Annotated in this window: 16 protein-coding genes; 4 read left to right on the forward strand and 12 right to left on the reverse strand. The window is 65.8% G+C overall.

Going from position 1 to position 19,818, the window contains the following annotated elements; translation table 11 throughout:
• The first annotated feature begins 144 nt into the window (after nt 1-144).
• Nucleotides 145-600, forward strand: a complete 456-nt coding sequence (locus A9D14_RS07605; protein ID WP_066844843.1) for a universal stress protein — start codon at nt 145-147, stop codon at nt 598-600.
• A 16-nt stretch (nt 601-616) separates the two neighbouring features.
• Here the strand turns inward: A9D14_RS07605 and A9D14_RS07610 are convergent, their stop codons facing one another.
• The 10 genes from A9D14_RS07610 to radA form a co-directional block, all read right to left on the reverse strand.
• Nucleotides 617-1,153 carry a peroxiredoxin-like family protein gene (locus tag A9D14_RS07610; RefSeq protein ID WP_066844847.1) on the reverse strand — a complete coding sequence of 179 codons (537 nt, stop codon included), beginning with the start codon at nt 1,151-1,153 and terminating at the stop codon, nt 617-619.
• 54 nt (nt 1,154-1,207) lie between these two features.
• Nucleotides 1,208-3,517, reverse strand: a complete 2,310-nt coding sequence (locus tag A9D14_RS07615) for a ribonuclease R family protein (RefSeq protein WP_066844849.1) — start codon at nt 3,515-3,517, stop codon at nt 1,208-1,210.
• A gap of 43 nt (nt 3,518-3,560) precedes the next feature.
• Nucleotides 3,561-4,913, reverse strand: coding sequence for a M20/M25/M40 family metallo-hydrolase (locus tag A9D14_RS07620; protein ID WP_066844852.1), 1,353 nt, complete (start codon nt 4,911-4,913; stop codon nt 3,561-3,563).
• Between the two features lie 45 nt (nt 4,914-4,958).
• On the reverse strand, nt 4,959-6,488 hold the full coding sequence (gene proS / locus A9D14_RS07625) for a proline--tRNA ligase (RefSeq protein WP_066848579.1): 1,530 nt from the start codon (nt 6,486-6,488) through the stop codon (nt 4,959-4,961).
• A gap of 249 nt (nt 6,489-6,737) precedes the next feature.
• Complete coding sequence (gene phaR, locus A9D14_RS07630) at nt 6,738-7,316, reverse strand: polyhydroxyalkanoate synthesis repressor PhaR (RefSeq protein ID WP_066844860.1); 579 nt, start codon at nt 7,314-7,316, stop codon at nt 6,738-6,740.
• Between the two features lie 134 nt (nt 7,317-7,450).
• Nucleotides 7,451-8,518, reverse strand: coding sequence for an alanine racemase (alr, locus tag A9D14_RS07635; RefSeq protein WP_066844862.1), 1,068 nt, complete (start codon nt 8,516-8,518; stop codon nt 7,451-7,453).
• Nucleotides 8,508-10,211, reverse strand: coding sequence for an MFS transporter (locus A9D14_RS07640; RefSeq protein WP_066844864.1), 1,704 nt, complete (start codon nt 10,209-10,211; stop codon nt 8,508-8,510). Before A9D14_RS07640 ends, alr begins: the two co-directional genes overlap by 11 nt.
• Before the next feature lie 88 nt (nt 10,212-10,299).
• On the reverse strand, nt 10,300-10,725 hold the full coding sequence (locus A9D14_RS07645; protein WP_066844866.1) for an iron-sulfur cluster assembly scaffold protein: 426 nt from the start codon (nt 10,723-10,725) through the stop codon (nt 10,300-10,302).
• Nucleotides 10,726-10,752: 27 nt separating this feature from the next.
• Nucleotides 10,753-11,295, reverse strand: coding sequence for a CvpA family protein (locus A9D14_RS07650; protein ID WP_232468460.1), 543 nt, complete (start codon nt 11,293-11,295; stop codon nt 10,753-10,755).
• Between the two features lie 4 nt (nt 11,296-11,299).
• Nucleotides 11,300-12,679 carry a DNA repair protein RadA gene (gene radA / locus A9D14_RS07655; protein ID WP_066844872.1) on the reverse strand — a complete coding sequence of 460 codons (1,380 nt, stop codon included), beginning with the start codon at nt 12,677-12,679 and terminating at the stop codon, nt 11,300-11,302.
• A gap of 68 nt (nt 12,680-12,747) precedes the next feature.
• Between radA and A9D14_RS07660 the strand changes: the two genes are divergently transcribed.
• Nucleotides 12,748-15,096 carry a patatin-like protein gene (locus tag A9D14_RS07660; protein ID WP_332459761.1) on the forward strand — a complete coding sequence of 783 codons (2,349 nt, stop codon included), beginning with the start codon at nt 12,748-12,750 and terminating at the stop codon, nt 15,094-15,096.
• A gap of 29 nt (nt 15,097-15,125) precedes the next feature.
• Here the strand turns inward: A9D14_RS07660 and dnaJ are convergent, their stop codons facing one another.
• Nucleotides 15,126-16,250, reverse strand: coding sequence for a molecular chaperone DnaJ (gene dnaJ / locus A9D14_RS07665; protein ID WP_066844878.1), 1,125 nt, complete (start codon nt 16,248-16,250; stop codon nt 15,126-15,128).
• A gap of 259 nt (nt 16,251-16,509) precedes the next feature.
• Nucleotides 16,510-18,456, reverse strand: coding sequence for a molecular chaperone DnaK (gene dnaK / locus A9D14_RS07670; RefSeq protein WP_066844881.1), 1,947 nt, complete (start codon nt 18,454-18,456; stop codon nt 16,510-16,512).
• Between the two features lie 185 nt (nt 18,457-18,641).
• Here dnaK and A9D14_RS07675 point away from each other — a divergent pair, with 185 nt between their 5' ends.
• Nucleotides 18,642-19,181: a copper chaperone PCu(A)C gene (locus A9D14_RS07675; protein ID WP_066844885.1), complete on the forward strand. Its 540-nt coding sequence runs from the start codon at nt 18,642-18,644 to the stop codon at nt 19,179-19,181.
• A gap of 13 nt (nt 19,182-19,194) precedes the next feature.
• Nucleotides 19,195-19,698, forward strand: coding sequence for a vgr related protein (locus A9D14_RS07680; RefSeq protein ID WP_066844888.1), 504 nt, complete (start codon nt 19,195-19,197; stop codon nt 19,696-19,698).
• Nucleotides 19,699-19,818: the final 120 nt, after the last annotated feature.

Raw genomic sequence — 19,818 nt, forward strand, 5'->3', positions numbered from 1 at the left:
GAGGCCCTTTGAGGACATATTCCGTCGCTTATCTCTAGCCTTAACAGGCATGGGTCAAGGGCGGAGTTGCCTCGCCGCTATTGCGAAAATCGGCGCGCTGCCGCAGGCTTTGCATGGAAAGCAACTGGCAGGCCGAATTTCGCAATGCGTATCTATCTGGTCATCATGGACGAAACCCCCGAATCCCGCACGGCGCTGCGGTTCGCCTCGCGGCGCGCGGCGAACACGGGGGGTGCGATCCATATCATCGCGGTCGTGCCCAAGCAGCAGTTCGTGGCGTTCGGCGGGGTGCAGGCCACTATCGAGGAAGAAGCCAAGAGCCGCGCCGAAGTGCTGGTGATGGCCGCCGCCGGTTCGCTGTTCGAGGAACTGGGCCGCATGCCATCGATCGCGGTCAAGGTCGGCGATGCGACGCGCGTGGTGCAGGATTACCTGGCCGAGCATGAGGGGATTGCCGCGCTGGTGCTGGGCGCTGCGGCGGACGGCCCTCCGGGACCGCTGATCGCGCATTTCGCGGGACACAGGGCAGGACAATTGCCCTGCCCCCTGATGATCGTCCCCGGCGCGCTGACCGATGAGGAAATCGACGCGCTAAGCTAGCGCGCCGGGTTCCCGTTCACGCGGACGCCTTGCTCTTGCCGGTCGCGGTCCCGCGTGCCGGATAGTCCTTGTCCTTCACCATATCGATGCCCTTGAGCAGTTCATCAAGCGGCGGACGGGTGAAGGGCGCGCTCTGCACCTGCGCGAAATAGAGCGTGCCGTCAGGGCGGATCAGGAACAGGCCCGGCTCCGAGAACAGGTCCGGCTCTTCCGATCCTTCGCGCTTTTCGGACAGATAGAGGCCCCACTCGCGCGCCTGATCGGCCGAGAGGTCATAGGCAAGCGGCAAGTCGCCGGTCTTCCATTCGCGGTCGACCACCATCGCCCGGTCTTCGCTATCCATCGAGATCGCGAAGATCGACACGCCGCGGCTGGTGAAATCCTCCAGCTTGCTCGCCACCTGTTCAAGGTACGACTTGCAGATCGGGCAGTGCTTGCCGCGATAGAACACCAGCATGGTCATGAAGTCCGGCGACTGATGCGAAAGGTTGAAGCGCGCATCAATCGTCAGCGGAAGGTCGAGTTCGGGTACCTTGTCGTTGGGTATGAGCATGAATTTCTCCTTTTTACCCGAACGGACGGGCAAGAGGATCGTTTCATCAGCTCATCACTTCTTGCGGCCCTGCTGCCGTATATTGCCCGGACGCCCTCGTTTTCCCACGACATGCTTGCCCGCCTTGTCGTGTCGGATCGGCGGCTTTCCCTTGCGGCGCGGAGCGGCCCTGCCGCCGCGCGGTTCGATGCTGCCCGCATATTCGGGCGGCTCGAACTTAAGCGCGCCGGACAGCGGATTGGCTTCGGCCAACCGCAGGGTCAGCCGGTCGCCGGAACGGAAAACCGTGCCACTTTCCTGTCCGACCAGCACCTGCGCCTTGTCGTCATAGTTGAATCGCTCGTCACCCAGCACCGAAACCGGCACCAGACCGTCACCTCCGACACCCAGAATGGTCGCGAAAAGACCGAATTTCTGCACGCCGGTGACACGGGTTTCGAAGGTTTCGCCCACGCGGCCGGATAGCCATGCCGCAACATAGCGGTCGATGGTATCGCGCTCCGCCTCCATCGCGCGGCGTTCGGCGCGGCTGATCGCCTCGGTCACGCGGTCCAGCGATTCGCGGTCGCGGTCGGACAGGCCGCTGCCATCGGGGATGGCGTTCGATTGCGGTTTCGGCTGCTCCAGCCGATAGGCATCGACCAGTGCACGGTGGACCAGCAAATCGGCATAGCGGCGAATGGGCGAGGTGAAATGCGCATAGCTGCCCAGCGACAGCCCGAAATGCCCCGCATTACGCGGCCCGTAAAAGGCCTGCATCTGCGTGCGAAGCACCTGCTCCATAATCAGTTCCTTCTCCGCCACGTCGCTCACGTCCTTGAGGAGGCGATTGAACAGCGAAGGGGTGATCACCTGACCCAGCGACAGGCTGCGGTCCATGGTCTTGAGGTAGTCGCGCAGCGAGACCAGCTTTTCCCGGCTCGGCGTTTCGTGGACGCGATAGACGACGGGGGCAGCCTTGGCCTCCAGCGCCTTGGCGGCGGCGACATTGGCGGCGATCATGAAATCCTCGACCACCCGGTGCGCGTCGAGCCGTTCGCGAAGGACGATGGCGTCGATGCGGCCCTTGTCGTCCAGCACGACCCGGCGTTCGGGCAGGTCGAGGTCCAGCGGTTCGCGGTCGTCGCGCGCAGAGGCCAGCCGATTCCAGCAGGCCCACAGGTTTGTCAGATGCTCGGGCGCGTCGCCCTTGTCGATCCGTTCCTGCGCGTCCTCATAGGCGATCACCTCGTGAATGCGGACGATGGCGCGGGTGAAGCGGAAGTTCCTGACCCGCCCGTCGGCATCGATGGTGAGGTGGCAGGCCATCGCGGCCCGGTCCTCGCCCTCGCCCAGCGAGCAGACGTCGGCGGACAGGACTTCGGGCAGCATCGGGACGACGCGGTCGGGGAAATAGACCGAATTGCCGCGCTTCCGTGCCTCGCGGTCGATCTTCATGCCGGGGCGGACATAGAAGCTGACATCGGCGATCGCGACCAGCGCCTTCCACCCGCCCGGATTGTCCGGATTGTCGTCGGGCGCGGCCCAGATCGCATCGTCATGGTCGCGCGCATCGGCGGGGTCGATGGCGACGATGGGCAGCCCGGTCAGGTCCTCGCGGTCCTCCTTCGACAGCGGCAGGCGGGCAGAGGTCTGCGCCTCGTCCAGCGTCTCGCTGGTGAAGACATGCGGGATCTCGTACTTGTGGATCGCGATCAGGCTGAAGCTCTTGGGTGCGAGCGGGTCTCCTAGCACCTCGGTCACCTTGACGCCCGAACGCGGCGACTTGCCCGCCGCCTCGGCCAGTACCAGCTGGCCTTCCTCGGCCTCGCCCAGATCGGCGATGGGCATCGAATTGCGCACCGATTTCTCGACCGGCGCCAGCCAGCCCTTTCCGCTGGAGTCGATCTCCACCACGCCCATCAGCGCTTCCTCCCGGTCGGGCAGCTTGCGCATGACATGGGCGATCCAGCCCTTGCCCGCCTCTTCCGTCCGGGCCAGGATCCGGTCGCCCTTGCGCAAGGCGGGATAGGCGCGCTTCGCCTTGCCCTTGGGTTCGATCACGCGCAGGCGCGGCGGGGCCTGCCCGCTGTCGGGATCCCAGCTTTCCGGCACGGCGACCGCCTCGCCCTCGTCGATCTCGACCACGCGCAGCACGGTCACCTTCGGCACGCCGCCCATGCGGTGATAGGCGGTGCGCTTGCCGTCGATCATGCCTTCCTCGGCCATGTCCTTGAGCAGCGCCTTGAGCGCGATCTTCTCCTGCCCCTTCAGCTTGAAGTGGCGCGCGATCTCGCGCTTGCCGATGGGGATCTCGGAACCCTTGATAAGCTCCATGACCTGCTGCTTGGTGGGCAGGCCTTCGAATTTCTTGTGATGTGCCATTGGGGCCTATGTGGCCCCGACGGGCCCGCTTGCCAAGCGGTCGCTATTCGCTGTTCGCAAGCGGATAGAACGCGCCGCCCGGGACGGCCGCCGCCACGGGGCTTTCCGCGCCGCTGGCCGCGATGGCCGAAACGCCCACGATCCAGTCGTCGCCGCGCAGCTCCAGCGTGTCGCTGGTCGTGCCGGCGGGAACCTCGCGCACGCGTTCCCATGCCGCGTCGTCGGTGCGGCGGCGGAACAGCGCATAGCGCGCGGCCCCGTCCGATTCCTGCCATTCGACCAGCGTGTCGGGCCGGACCGCGGCATCGGCGGTCACGCGCGGCGGCATCGGGGTCTGCGCCAGCCTAGCCAGCGCCAGCGTGTTCAGCCGCGTGACACGCGCAAGATAGGGGAAATCCATTTCGCTGGGCACGTCGCCATAGAATACCCCGTCCTCGGTGCGGACGTTCTGGTGCTGATGCTCGTAATCCTCGACCGCGACCGACAGGCGGACCGCGGGAAAGCCCTTTTCCAGCATCGGCAGGTGATCGCCGCCGCGGCCCATGCGGTCCGCGCGCCAGACCTGCCGCACGCTGAGCGCGTCGTCGGCGTCGCTTTCGGACAGGTTCGCCAGCCAGCGCGAGAGATTGCGCGAGGGCGCATCGTTCTCACCCCCGTTTCGGCGCATGTCGGCCCGCTGGTCGTCGCCCGCATCGGCGCGCACCGCTTCGGAAAAGACGCGGATATGTTCGTTGTCGACATATCCGTCCGATCCATGCGTGCCGCCGACGATGTCGTTGTTCAGCACGGCCTTGACCGTCCAGCCCTGTTCCTCGGCATAATCGGCCAGCAACTTGCCGCCGTACAGCCCCTGCTCCTCGCCCGAGAGGACGGCGTAGACGATGGTGGTCGGGAACTTGAAACGCGAGAGATTGCGCGCCGCCTCGAAGATCAGGGCGGTGCCCGAACCGTCGTCGTTCGCGCCGGGGGCATCGGTGACGGCGTCCGTGGGATCGGAGGCCATCGAATCGATATGCGCCGACACGATCACGACCTCGTCCGGGCGTTCGGTGCCCGGCTGGACCGCGAGCACGTTCACCAGCCGGGTTGGCTCCGCCACGCGGCGGCCCTGGATGATGCGTTCGGGCAGCGCGATTTCAAGACAGCCGCCGCATTCCTGCGAGATGCGGCGGAACTCAGCCTCTGCCCAGCGCCGCGCCGCACCGATGCCGCGCGTCGGGTGATTTTGCACCGATAGCGTGTTGCGCGTGCCGAACCCGACCAGCGTGTCGATATCGGCGCGCAGCCGCTCTTCCGACACGTCGATGTCGGCCTCGCTCTGCGCCGAGGCGGGGGTGGAAAGGATCGGGTTGCTGGCCAGCGCGAGCAGCGCGGCGAGAGTCAGGCGGGTGTTCATGCCCCGCACTGTGCTTCGCCCCCCTGCCCTTGGCAAGGCCCGCGCCTAGTAAGCGCGGGCAATATAGATATATTCCGCCGCTTCCTCGCCGGTGAAGATGCACGCCGCCTCGGGCTTGCCGCCCTCGTTGGGGATGTTGCGCAAGGTCAGCTTCAGCGCCTTGAGCTGCTCGACAATCCTGTCCAGCGCCTCTCCGGTGGGCCGCGACCAGGCCGCGCGGATCCAGCCCGGCTTGTCGGCACCCTCGGCGAAATATTCGGCAATGGCGTCCATGTCCTCGATGTCGGTGCGGATCGCCTCGTCACGGCGGGTCTGCGCCTCCGTGAACAGGTTCTCCTGTATCTCTTCAAGCAGGCTGGCCGCGTTGAACAGGAAATCGTCGCGCGATTCGCCGTTGATGTCGGCCTTGCCATCCTCGCGCCACAGCCGGTCGCGGCGCAGGACCGAGACCTGTTCGCTCGCCATGTCGCGCGGGCCGACCTCGACGATGATGGGCGCGCCCTTGCGCACCCAGTCCCAGCGCTTCTGCGCCGCCTTGCCGGGGCGCGGGTCCAGCAGCACGCGCACGGGCTCGCGGAAAGCATCCTGCGAGGTCAGCGTCTTCCGGATCTCTTCGCAATAGGCGATGATATCACCGTCACCATCCTTGCCGCGCAGCATCGGCAGCACGATGATCTGGTGGGGCGCGATGCGCGGCGGCACGCGCAGCCCGTCATCGTCGCCATGCGTCATGATCACGCCGCCGATCAGCCGGGTCGAAACACCCCAGCTGGTGGTGTGGCACAGCTGCTGGGCGCCCTGGTCGTCCTGATAGCTGATGTCGGCCGCCTGCGAGAAGGTCGTGCCCAGGTAATGCGAGGTGCCGGCCTGCAGTGCCTTGCCGTCCTGCATCATCGCCTCGATCGAATAGGTCGCGTCAGCGCCGGGAAAACGCTCGTTCTCGGGCTTTTCGCCAGCGATCACGGGGATCGCCAGCACGTCCTCGGCAAAGCTGCGATAGACTTCCAGCATCAGCAGCGTCTCTTCCATCGCGTCCTCGCCGGTCGCATGGGCGGTGTGCCCCTCCTGCCAGAGGAACTCGCTGGTGCGCAGGAACATGCGCGTGCGCATTTCCCAGCGCACCACATTGGCCCATTGGTTCAGCTTGAGCGGAAGGTCGCGCCAGCTCTGGATCCAGCGGCCCATCGCCTGGCCGATCACGGTTTCCGAAGTCGGGCGGACCACCAGCGGCTCTTCCAGCTTCGCATCGGGATCGACGACCAGCGCCCCGTTCTCCGACTTCAGCCGGTGATGGGTGACGACCGCCATCTCCTTGGCGAAACCTTCGACGTGCTCGGCTTCCTTGGCGAAATAGGACAGCGGGATGAACAGCGGGAAATAGCAGTTTTCGTGGCCGGTTTCCTTGATCCGGTCGTCCAGCAGGCGCTGGATGCGTTCCCAGATGCCCCAGCCCCACGGCTTGATCACCATGCAGCCGCGCACGCCCGATTCCTCGGCCAGGTCTGCCTGGCTGACCACGGCCTGGTACCAGGCGGCGAAGTCATCCTTGCGCGTGATGTCCAGCGCATGGCGGATAGTGGCTTGTTGGGACTGATTCTGCGATGTCGAGGGCGCGTTCACTAAGCGGCAAACCTTGGGAAAAGGGGCCCTGCGCCTTGGGCGAAACATCGGCGCATCGGACCGGCACATGAAAAAGGGGCCCGGAACGAGCCCCCATATTGCCGCCGGACCGCATTGCCAAGGGGCAGCGCGATTACGGCAACGAGTATTCCGCCGCGCGCCCCCGGACGCCAGGTCCGGATCGCGGGCGCGGCGGAGGAAAGCTCAGTTGCTGAGCTTGTCGATCTGTTCCTTCATCGCGGCCATCTGCTTGCGCAGTTCTTCAAGCTCGTCGCTGTTCTGCGCGGCGGCGGGCGTATCTTCGGCGGCGGCTTCACCCTCTTCACCGGGCTTTGCCATGCCGGGCATGAACGCGTCGGTCGCGGCCTTGAACATCGCCATGTTCTGCTGCGCCAGCTTGGCCAGCGGATTGCTGCCCATCGATTCCTCGAACGCCTTGCGCATCTTGAGCTGGTTGTCGCGGAACTGCGCCATCGACATTTCAAGATAATGCGGCACCATCGCCTGCATCGAATTGCCGTACATGCCGATCAGGTCGCGCAGGAAGGTGACGGGCAGCATCTGCGATCCGCCAGCTTCCTCGTCCATGATGATCTGGGTCAGGATCTGGTGCGTGATGTCGGCGCCGCTCTTGGCGTCGATGACCTGGAAGTCGATCCCCTCGCGGGTCATCTCGGCAAGATGATCGAGCGTGATATAGCTGGACGAATCGGTGTTGTACAAACGCCGGTTCGCATATTTCTTGATGATGATCACACCATCGTTCTTGTCTTTATCCGCCACATATCCCCCAAGACCGAGTTGCGACCCGGACCGAAATCGCGGGCGCAAACCGAACATCTCTGGCCCAGACAGCGGGCCGTGCTGCGCAAGTTTGCTGCAAATGCTAATAGCACGTTGACGCTCGGCCTCGCAAGCTATCCGCGACGCAGCCGCTCGCCGGCAAGGGTAAGCAGCTCATATTGCGACAATCCCGACAGTTGGGCCGCCTTTGGCAAGGCGTAGCTGGCGCGCAGCCAGTCTCCTTCCTGCAGATGCGGCGCTGCGGTGATGTCGATCGCGGTCAGGTCCATCGACACCCGCCCGATTACCGGCAGGATCGCTCCGTCCCGCGCGGTGAATTCGCCGAGGTTCGACCATGACCGCAGGAAGCCGTCGGCATAGCCCAGCGACACGATCGCGACCCGCAGATCGGCAGCCGCGGTAAAGCTGGCGCCATAGCCGATCGCCTCGCCCGCAGGCAGGCTGCGGATTTGCACGATCGCCGCCTCGGGCGCGACGACCTGCTGCAGTCGGCCCGCCAGTTCGCCGCGCGGCACGCCGCCGTAAAGCGCCAGTCCGGGCCGCGTGAGGCCGAAATGGAATTCCTCGCCCAGAACGATGCCCGCGCTATTGGCAAGGCTGGCGGTCCTGTGCGGTACGTGCTGCACCACATCGGCGAAGGCGGCCTGCTGGCGCGCATTCAGGTCCGACTCCTCGTCCGCGCATGCAAGGTGCGACATCAGCACCTGCACCTCCAGCGCGGCGATCGCCGGGTCGCCGATTTCCTCGACCCGTATGCCCAGCCGGTTCATGCCGGTGTCAACCATCAGGTCGCAGGCCCCGCCGCCCGACGCGATCCAGCGGCGCGCCTGGTCCAGGCTGTTGATGACCGGGCGCACGCCAAGCTGTCTGGCAAAGCCGGCCTCGGCATCGTTCATCGGGCCCAGCAGCACCGCGATGGACGAAGCTGGCGCATGGGGCATCACGGCCGCCACTTCGGACCAGTGCGCAACGAAGAAATCGCGGCAGCCCGCCTGCCACAGCACGGGCATGGTGCGCTCTACGCCGACGCCATAGGCGTCCGCCTTGACCGCGGCGCCGGCGCGCGCGCGGCCCGACAGGCGGTCCATCGTCCGCCAGTTCGCCGCCAGCGCCCCGCCGTCGAAGGCCAGCCGCAGGGGTGATGGAAATGAAAGGCGCGCGCCGCCGGTATCAGCCGTCATTCCCCGCCGTTCGCATATCGCCGCCCGCCGCGCCAGTGCCCGCGGCGTCCAATTCGCTATCGTGGAAATCGCGCGGAGGACCGCTCTTCAGCCCGATGACGGCAAAGATCAGGCCAAGCAGCATGAAGACCCAGGTATACCACAGCCCCGCATAGGCATCGCCCGTCCGCGCGATGATATAGCTGGCGATCAGCGGCAGGAATCCGCCGAAGTAACCCGCCCCGATGTGATAGGGGATCGACATCGAGCTATAGCGGATGCGCGGCGGAAACATCTCTGCCAGCAGCGCGGCCACCGGGCCATAGGTCAGCGCCGACATGATCGACAGCAGCAGCAATGCGCCCAGTATGCCCAGGATCCGGCCCAGGCCGGGGTCCTGCGTCGTGAAATCATATCCCGCCGCCGTCAGCCGGTCCTGCAGGGCTGCGCGCCGCGCCTGCACATCGCCGACCGGATAATCGGCGGGCGTCCACATCATGCTTCCCGCCGCCAGCGAGAGAGCCGGGGCGTCCGACAGGCTGTAGGGCACGCCGCTGACGGTCAGATCCTCGATCAGACGTCCGCAATCGGTCGCCTGCGCATCGGCGAAGGGATCATAGCTGCAGTCCGGTCCGGCCACGGCGACGGGTGTGGTTTCTGCCGAGCTTGCCAGGCCGGGATTGGCCATCTGGCCCATGAACCAGAAGGCCGGAAACAGCAGCACCAGCGACAGGATCTGCCCGATCACGATCGGCTTCTTGCGGCCCACCCTGTCGGACCAGCGGCCCACCACGACATACAGCGGCATCGCGATGAGCCCGCCGACGAACAGCAGCAATTCGGTGGTCAGCGGATCGACCCGCATCGGCCCCTTGAGGAACGACAGGCTCGAAAAGAAGGCGGTGTACCAGATCGTCGTCAGCGATCCTGTCACGCCGAACAGCGCGACCACGATGCGCCATTTGTTGCCGGGATAGGTGAAGCTTTCGACGAAGGGGTTCTTCGCCGTCTCGCCCGCGGCCTTCATCGCCACGAACACCGGGCTTTCCGACAGCTTCAGCCGCATCCACAGCGATACCGCCAGCAGCACCAGCGACAGCAGGAACGGCAGGCGCCAGCCCCATGCGGCGAAATCGTCCTCCGGGATCAGGAAGCGGCAGCCGAGCACGACCGCGATCGACAGCACGAACCCGCCCACGACGCTCGCCTGGATGAACGAGGTGTAGAAGCCGCGCTTTTCGGGAGGGGCGTGTTCGGCGACATAGATCGCCGCGCCGCCATATTCGCCGCCCAGCGCCAGTCCCTGGAGGATTCGGAACAGGATCACGATGATGGGCGCGGCAATGCCGATGGTGCCGGCGGACGGGATCAGGCCCACGCCCGCCGTCGCGACGCCCATCAGCGTGACGGTGACGAGAAACGTGTATTTGCGCCCCAGCCGGTCGCCCAGGAACCCGAACAGGATCGCGCCCAGCGGGCGGAAACCGAAGCCGACCGCAAAGCCGGCCCAGACCAGCAGAAGCTGCAGCGTTTCATTGTCCGAAGGAAAGAACGCCGCGCCGATCAGCCCGGCCAGCGTGCCGTAGATGAAGAAATCGTACCATTCGAAGATCGTGCCCACCGACGAAGCGGCGATCACGAGCCGAACGTCGGACCCGCTCAATTCTTTGTCGAACGCGGGCGTCGCACCGCCCGGCTGGCCCGATTGCGCCATTCCCGTCTCCCAGTTCCCTTGCGCGATCCCTAGCGCGGCGAACGGACGCTTGCCAAGCCGGAGCGTGACGCGCGGCGCAAAAGCGGGGTCAGCCTTCGCGGTTCGCCAGCGCCCTTACCGCGGCGTCCCACGCCAGCAGGATCGCCCCGTGCCGGGCGGGAAACGCGCGGGCAGGCTCCAGCAGTTCCAGCCCCGGCCAGTCGGGCATGTCGCCTTCGTCGCGCAGCCAGCCGCGGATCGCCTGTGCGGACGCGGCAATCTGCGCGGCGCTGCGCCCTGCCGCGCCTTGCGCGAACACCGCTGCTGAAGCCTGGCCGATGGCGCAGGCCTGCGCCGAAAGGCCGATCCGGTCCACGGCGCCTTCATCATCCAGCGCAAGACCGATCGCCAGCGTGCTTCCGCAGCTCGCCGAACGCGCTTCGCCGCGAAGCGACAGTTCTTCCGCCATCGGGAAGCGCGCCAGCGCCACGGCGGCGGCCAGCACCTGCGGGGTATAGAGGCGAGCGGCGTTCATGGTTGGCAGTCTACAGCGCCCGGCCCGTCAGATCGAATCGGACGATTGCTGCAATTCCGCCTGGCGTTCGGAAATCGTCTCGACCAGTGCCTTGCTGGCGGAGTTCACTGCCGGATAGCTGCGCGCCATCTTGATCCAGTCCGGCCGTCCTTCCGCGCCCCACGCCATGTCATAGCCCAGCGCCAGGATCGAGAACGAGAGCACGACCAGGATCGCACCCTTCACCACGCCAAAGCCCAGTCCCAGCACCCGGTCGATGGGCCCCAATAGCGAATCGCGCGACTTGCCGCCCGCCCAGCGCGCGATCAGCTTCATCACGGCATAGGGCACCAGCAGCAGCAGCACGAAGGCCAGCAGGCCCGCATTGGTCTGGTTGTCCCGGAAGAATTCGGTCAGCGCGGCGGTCAGCGGCTCGTGCAGGAAATAGATCGCGGCGATGGCGGCGATCCACGCGCCCAGCGCAAGCACCTCGTGCACGAAGCCGCGCAGGAAGCCGCCGACCGCCGCAAGCCCGACGATCACGAGCACGGCCAGATCGAAACCGGTGAAATCCATTCCGGAGATGTCCATGAAGTCAGTCTGCGCCCACGACCCTGTCGACGAGCCCGATCAGAAGGTCCAGCGGGTCGTACCGGCCCGTCCCTTGTTCCAGGCTTAACGAAGCGGAGTTTAGAGCCGGTCCGAAAGCCTTGTCAAAGCCGAGTTTCGACGATTCCCGTAGCCGCAGCGATGCATGCGCGACCGAGCGGATCTCGCCCGACAGCGATACCTCGCCGAACCATACCGATTGCCTGGGCAGCGGCTTGTCCGCAAGAGCCGAGACCAGCGCCGCCGCGACCGCCAGGTCCGCCGCCGGGTCGGACAGGCGGTATCCGCCCGCCACGTTCAGATAGACTTCCGCGGACGAGAAGTTGAGGCCGCAGCGCGATTCCAGCACGGCAAGCAGCATGGCCAGCCGCCCCGAATCCCAGCCAACGACAGCCCGCCGGGGCGTGGCGCCCGATTGCAGCCGGACGATCAGCGCCTGGATCTCCACCAGAACCGGCCTCGTGCCTTCCAGCGCGGGGAAGACCGCGCTGCCGGCCACCGGCTCGTCGCGGGTGGACAGGAACAGGGTGGAGGGATTGGACACCTCGGTCAGGCCGACGCCCTCCATTGCGAACACCCCGATCTCGTCCACCGCGCCGAACCGGTTCTTCAGCGCGCGCAATACGCGGTACTGGTGCGACCGCTCGCCCTCGAAGCTCATGACCACGTCGACCATGTGTTCCAGCACGCGCGGGCCCGCGATGGTGCCGTCCTTGGTGACATGGCCGACCATGAACAGCACGCAGCCCGATTCCTTGGCATAGCGGATCAGTTCCAGCGCGCAGCCGCGCACCTGGCTGACGGTGCCGGGCGCCCCCTCGATCTGATCGGAATGCATCGTCTGGATCGAATCGATGATCAGCAGCGAGGGCGTCTCCATCCCGCCAAGCGTGGTCAGGATGTCGCGCACCGACGTGGCGCTGGCCAGCTGGATCGGCGCATCGGCCAGACCCAGCCGCCCGGCGCGCAGGCGCACCTGCCCGGCCGCTTCCTCACCGCTGATATAGATCGCGCTTTTTCCCGCGCGCGCCACGCTGGCGCTGGCCTGCAGCAGCAGGGTGGACTTGCCGATGCCCGGATCGCCGCCCATCAGGATCGCGCTGCCCGGCACCATGCCGCCGCCCAGCGCGCGGTCGAATTCCGCCATGCCGGTCGGCTGGCGCACCGGCAGCGGGGTTTCGGCATCCAGCGGCGTGAACGCGATCGGCCTGCCGCCGCCCGACAGATCGTGCTTGGCGGCAAAGACGGTGGCGGGCGCCTCTTCCACCAAAGTGTTCCATTCGGCGCAATCGGCGCACTGACCCTGCCATCGGGGAGAGACACTGCCACAGGCCTGGCATACGAATCTGCGTTTGGGCTTTGCCATGGTTTCGCTTATCCAGAACGGATGGGGAACGCAATTGCCGCGTCACGCCGCGGCTTCACGCTATTTTCTTGTCTTTCCCGGCACTGTGCTGCCACACTCGCGCAATGCGGGAGAAGGAACTGAGGATCGCGCTGGTCTGCTATGGCGGAGTGAGCCTGGCGGTCTATATGCATGGAGTCACGAAGGAAATCTGGCACTTCGCCCGCGCCAGCCACGATTTCCGCAGCGGCGAGGCGTCCGGCAATCCGGTCCAGCGCGCCTATCGCGACCTTCTGGAAGCCATGGCCGACAGCGGCGAGACGAGGCTGCGGGTTATCCCCGACATACTGACCGGGGCCAGCGCCGGCGGCATGAACGCCGTTTTCCTGGCCGAGGCGCTGCTGACGGGCCGTTCGCTGGATCCGCTGACACGGCTGTGGCTGGACCGCGCGGACAGCGACGTGCTGATCTCTCCCGAAGCCAGGCCCGGCAGCCGCTTTACCAAGAGATGGGCGCAGCCGATCATCGAATATGCACTGCGCCGCCCGGGCAACGCGGTGTCGCGCACCGTCGCCCCCGAAACGCGCGAGGAGGTGCGCTCCAAGCTTTCGCGCTTGATCCGCTCGCGCTGGTTCGCGCCGCCCTTTTCCGGCATCGGCATGTCGCGCATGATCGACGATGCGCTGGTTGCCATGGCCGAACAGGCGGACGGCCCGCCGCTGGTCCCGCCGGGCCACCCCATCGACCTGTTCGTGACCGCAACCGATTTTCGCGGCAGCCGCGTGCCCCTGCGCCTTCATTCGCCCGCCTTCGCGACCGAGACGGAGCACCGCCTGCCGATCTCGTTCAGGGCACATGGCGGCGATGCGTCGATGGCGCCGCGGCCCGACCTGGTGTTCGCGGCGCGCGCCACCAGCAGCTTTCCCGGCGCCTTCCCCCCGCTGACCATTGCCGAGATCGAGAAACTGACCAGCGAGCGCGAGATTGGCTGGCCCAGCCGCGACGCGTTCCTGTCGCGCATTATGCCGCACCATGCGCATGCCGACGACCTGGAGCAGGTGGCGCTGATCGACGGGGCCGTGCTGGTCGGCGCGCCCTTTGCCGAGGCGATCGCGGCGCTGGGCGGCCGCCCCGCCACGCGCGAGGTGGACCGCCGCTTCATCTATATCGATCCGCAGCCCGACCTGCGCATGACCAGCGGGGGCAAGCCCGGCCAGAAGGAGATCGGCTTCTTCTCGTCGATATTCGGCGCATTGTCGGCGATCCCGCGCGAGCAGCCGATCCGCGACGACCTGGAACGCATTGATGCCCACAGTCGCGAGGCTGCCCGCCTTCGCGCCATTGTCGAGGGGCTGCGGCCCGAAGTGGAGGCTACGGTGGACCGCCTGCTGGGCCGCACATTGTTCCTCGACCGTCCGACGCCCGACCGGCTGACCAAATGGCGCCGCCGCGCCCAGCAGGCAGCGGCCGAGCAGGCGGGCTTCGCCTTCCACGCCTATGCGCGCAGCAAGTTCGCGGGGATCGTCGACCACCTGGCGGGTCTGATCCACCGCGCGATTCCTGGCGAGAAGCCGATGCGCGAAGGCGTCGCCCGCGTTCTGGCGAGGCATTTCGAAGGCGATGGCCTGTCCAGCCTGTCGGGCGGCAGGGTCGGCGCCAGCGAGGAGGCGATCGACTTCTTCCGATCACACGATTTGGGCTTTCGCATCCGGCGCCTGCGCCTGCTGGCGCGCCGGCTTGCGCCCGACGATATCGGGGGTAGCCTGTCCGCGGCCAAGCGCGAGATCGCGCGCACCGCGGTTTACGACGCGCTTGCGATCTACACCCGTCTGGACGGGGTGGAGGCGCTGGGGACCGAGTTTACCGCATTGGCCGAAGAGGTGCTGAATGATCCGGCCGCGCCGATTGCCTATATCGCCGCGACCCGCGATCTTGCGGCGACCGACACGCGGGTCGATGCGATGCTGGCCGAGGGGCTGGCTCAATTGCCGCGCGAACAGCGGAGGGCGATGCTGCTCGCCTATCTGGGGTTTCCGTTTTACGACATCGCCACCCTGCCGCTGCTGGGATCGAACGGTTTCGACGAGTTCGAGCCGATCAAGATCGACCGGATTTCCCCCGAAGACGCGTCGGCGATCCGCACCGGCGGGGCCGCGACCTGCCTGCGGGGTATCGAGTTCTACAATTTCGGTGCGTTCTTCAGCCGCGCCTATCGCGAGAACGATTATCTGTGGGGGCGGCTGCACGGTGCCGACCGGATGATCGACATCGTCGCATCGGCAGCAGCGCCCGACCAGCCGGTGGCGGCCGAAACGTTGGACGCCATTCGCCGCGAAGCCTTTCTCGCCATTCTGGACGAGGAGGAATCGGCCGGGCTGTGCCGGGCCGCGCTGGTCGCGGCGCTGCGCAAGGAGGTCGAGGAGAAGCTGCCCGGCTGACTGGCCGGCCTTATCGCTTCCGGCCGGCCTTATCGCTTGGAAAAATTCGCTTTGATGCGTTCGAAGAAACCCATCGCGTCGGGGCACTGCGCCTTGGTCTCGCTCTGCTGGAATTCGCGCAGCAGTTCCTTTTGCTTCGAGGACAGCTTGCGCGGTGTTTCGACCTGGATATCCACGACCAGGTCGCCCCGGCCCCGGCCCTGCAGGACGGGCATGCCGTCGCCGCGCTTGCGCAATTGCTCGCCCGACTGGACGCCAGCGGGGATGTTGACGGTAATCCACTCGCCATCCAGGCCCGGCAGGCTGATCGTTCCGCCCAGCGCCGCCTTGGTGAAGGTGATCGGCACCTTGGTGAACAGATTGGTTCCGTCGCGTTCGAACACGTCGTGCCGCCGCACATGCATGAAGATATAGAGGTCGCCCGATGGAGCGCCCTGCGGCCCCGCCTCGCCCTTGCCGGACAGGCGAATGCGCGTGCCGGTTTCCACGCCCGGCGGCACCGTGATCTCCAGCGTCTGGGGCATGTCGACGCGGCCCTCGCCGCGGCAGACGCGGCACGGCTTCTCGATCACCTCGCCGCGGCCGTGGCAGGTGGGGCAGGCCCGTTCGACGACGAAGAAACCCTGCTGCGCGCGCACCTTGCCGAAACCGCCGCATGTCTCGCAGCCGCGCTTGCCGGTGCCGGGCTCCGCGCCCGATCCGCCGCACGGGTCGCAGGTCTGCGACACCTCGATCGCGATCTCGGTCTCCTTGCCATGGAACGCCTCTTCCAGCGTGATTTCCATGTCATAGCGCAGGTCGGCCCCGCGCCGCTGACGCCCGCCCCCGGACGCGCCGCCGAATGCCGATCCGAAGATCGTCTCGAAGATATCGCCGATGTCGGAGAAGCCCTGTCCCCCGCCCTGCCCGCCGCCGCTGGCAGCCTGCTCGTAAGCGGCATGGCCGAAACGGTCATAGGCCGCACGCTTCTGCGGGTCCTTCAGGCAGTCATAGGCGCGGCTGATCGCCTTGAAGCGCGCCTCGGATTCTGCGTCGCCCGGATTGCGGTCCGGGTGAAAGCGCATCGCAAGCCTGCGATAGGCGGACTTGATGGTCTTGTCGTCCGCCGAACGCTCGACTTCCAGCAGTTCGTAAAAGTCGACTTCGGTTTCCACTCAGCCTCCGTAACGTCCGGTTCGCGCGATGCTGCACCGGATCGGCATGTTCATGTTCCTGATCAGCGAGAAGCGACCCTCACCGCGAATGCGCACCCGGGCCGCATGGGACCTGCTCCCTGAACCCCAGGAACGGCAAGCCCGCGAATGCATAGACCCGGGGCCCTATCGGCAAGGTTAACGCGGCCGGTTAACCGCATCCTGCCTAATAGACCCGCGGGCCGCATTTCAAGTCAGGCCCTGACGCGGGCGTGGACAGTTACGATGCCTTGGTATCGCCGCTGTCGCCTTCGCCATCGACTTCCGAGAACTCGGCATCGACGACATCCTCGTCCCCGCCGGCCTCGCTGCCCGCAGCCGCGCCCGCATCCGCCGGAGCGGCTTCGGCCTGCTGCTTCTCGTAGATCGCCTGACCCATCTTCATTGCCTTTTCGGCGAGGGCAGAGGATTTCGCGTTGATCTCCTCGACATTCTCGCTTTCCAGCGCGGTCTTCGTCTCGGCAATGGCGGCCTCGATCTCGGACTTGAGGCCCGCGTCGATCTTGTCGCCATTTTCCTTCAGCTGCTGCTCGGTCGAGTGGACCAGGCTGTCGGCCTGGTTGCGCGCCTCGGCCTTGGCCTTGCGCTGCTTGTCCTCCTCGGCGAACTTCTCGGCATCCTGGACCATCTGGTCGATGTCGGAATCGGACAGGCCGCCAGACGCCTGGATGCGGATCTGCTGCTCCTTGCCGGTGCCCTTGTCCTTGGCCGATACGTTGACGATGCCGTTGGCGTCGATGTCGAACGTCACCTCGATCTGCGGCACGCCGCGCGGAGCGGGCGGGATGCCGACCAGGTCGAACTGGCCCAGCATCTTGTTGTCGGCCGCCATCTCGCGCTCGCCCTGGAAGACGCGGATCGTCACCGCCTGCTGATTGTCGTCAGCGGTGGAATAGACCTGCGACTTCTTGGTCGGGATCGTGGTGTTGCGGTCGATCATCTTGGTCATGATGCCGCCCAGCGTCTCGATACCCAGCGACAGCGGGGTCACGTCGAGCAGCAGTACGTCCTTGACGTCGCCCTGCAGCACGCCTGCCTGGATCGCGGCGCCCATGGCCACGACCTCGTCCGGGTTAACGCCGGTGTGCGGTTCCTTGCCAAAGAAGTTCTTCACGGTCTCGCGCACCTTGGGCATGCGGGTCATGCCGCCCACCAGCACCACGTCGTCGATTTCCTTGGCGGTGACGCCGGCATCGGCCAGCGCCTTCTTGCAAGGTTCCAGCGTACGCTGGATCAGGCGGTCGACCAGGCGCTCCAGATCGGCGCGGCTGATGTTCTCGACCAGATGCAGCGGGGTCGTGCTGCCGCCTTCCATGCGCGCGGTGATGAACGGCAGGTTCACTTCGGTGGTCTGCGCGCTGGACAGCTCGATCTTGGCCTTCTCGGCCGCTTCCTTCAGGCGCTGAAGGGCAAGCTTGTCCTTCTTGAGGTCCATGTTCTCCTTCTTCTGGAAGGATTCGGCGAGATATTCGACGATCGCGCTGTCGAAGTCCTCACCGCCCAGGAAGGTGTCGCCGTTGGTCGACTTCACTTCGAACACGCCGTCGCCGATCTCCAGGATCGAGATGTCGAACGTACCGCCGCCAAGGTCATAGACCGCGATGGTCTTGCCGTCCTGCTTGTCGAGGCCATAGGCCAGCGCCGCCGCGGTCGGCTCGTTGATGATGCGCAGCACTTCGAGGCCGGCGATCTGGCCTGCGTCCTTGGTCGCCTGGCGCTGTGCGTCATTGAAGTATGCAGGAACGGTGATGACGGCCTGCGTCACGGTCTCGCCCAGATAGCTCTCGGCGGTTTCCTTCATCTTCTGCAGCGTGAAGGCCGAGATCTGCGACGGCGAATAATCCTCGCCCCCGGCCTTGACCCATGCGTCGCCGTTCTTGCCCTTGACGATGTCATAGGGGACCAGCTCCATGTCCTTCTTGGTCATGGGGTCTTCGAAACGGCGGCCGATCAGGCGCTTCACCGCGAAAATCGTGTTGTCGGGATTGGTCACCGCCTGGCGCTTGGCCGGCTGGCCGATCAGCCGCTCACCATCCTTGGTGAAGGCGACGATCGAGGGCGTGGTGCGCGCGCCTTCCGAATTCTCGATCACCTTGGGCTTGTCGCCGTCCATCACTGCGACGCAGCTGTTGGTCGTGCCGAGGTCGATACCGATAACTTTAGCCATTGAGTCTATTCCACCCTTCTTCTTGCGGACACCGCGTTCGGCACACTCCCCATCGGGGCAAGCTGGCACTGTGCGGCTCTAGCGATTTGTGGGGGCGATATAGGCGCGGTTTTCGGTGGCACAAGTCTGCGGCGGCTCCTATCTGGTCGCTATCGACAATTGCCAGTATCGAAGATTGGATCGCCATGCGCCGCCTGATAGTTCTTGCCGCCCTCGCCCTGCCCGCAGGCCTTGCCGCATGCGGCGATACGACCGAACTGGACGAAAGCGAGCTTCAGGAAGAAGCGATCGCCAATGATGCGGGCGATGCCCAGCTGGGCCTGCAGCTATCGCAGGGCCGGGTCCGCCTGCCCGCGGTGGATGGCCGCCCGGGCGTCGCCTATTTCGACCTGGTCTCGAACCGCGACGAGCCTGTTCGCATCGTTTCGGTCGAAGTGATCGGCGTCGGCGAGGCGGAGATGCATGAGACCAAGGTCGAAGACGGCGTCACCATGATGGCCAGCGCCGGATCGATCGTGCTCGAACCGCGCGAGGGCGTGCGTTTCGCACCCGGCGGGTTCCACGTGATGCTGTTCGACATCGACCCCACGCTGGCGGCCGGCGACAGCACGGATCTGACCGTCACCCTGGAAAATGGCGACAAGTTCTCCACCACCGCGCAAGTCCTGGGGCCAAACGAAGCCATGTCCGAGATGGACATGCCGGGCATGGAAACCGCCCACTAAGGGCTGTCATGTGATGGCGGGCGAGCGGGCACACGCCTGCCCCGTTGGCGGCTCGCGCGGGCTGACCGATGGGGAGAAAGCACTGGTCGCATCGGTGTTCGGATCGGCCATCGATCCCGCACCGGTGACGATCCGGCGCGGCAAATGGTTCCCCCTGCAGCCGCGCAACACCGTGATGGCACCGTGCGGTCACATCCATTTCCCGGCCGACCACGGGCTTTATTGCGACGATTTTGCCGACGGTTCGCTTCTGGCGCAGGGACTGTTCATCCACGAGATGACGCATGTCTGGCAGTCGCAGCAGCGCGGCAAATACTGGCTGGTGCTGATGCGTCACCCGTTCTGCCGCTATGACTACGCGGTTCGACCGGGCCAGCCGCTGCACCGCTATGGTATCGAGCAGCAGGCCGAAATCGTTCGCCACGTGTTCCTGCTGCGCCGGGGATTCGCGTTGCGCGGTGCCCCGCCCCTTCTGCAGCTTGAGAGCATTCTGCCTTTCCGGCCTGCCAAGCCCTGACTTCGCGCGGCGGTGCAACATTTGATACAGCCGTAAACTTTGATCGACAGGTAACATCCCTTGTAATAGAAGGGTTTTGTAACGGCCCCCAGCCAAAGCCGGGCCTTTCTGGCTGCGCGA

This window comes from Croceicoccus marinus (assembly GCF_001661675.2).
Lineage (GTDB): Bacteria > Pseudomonadota > Alphaproteobacteria > Sphingomonadales > Sphingomonadaceae > Croceicoccus > Croceicoccus marinus.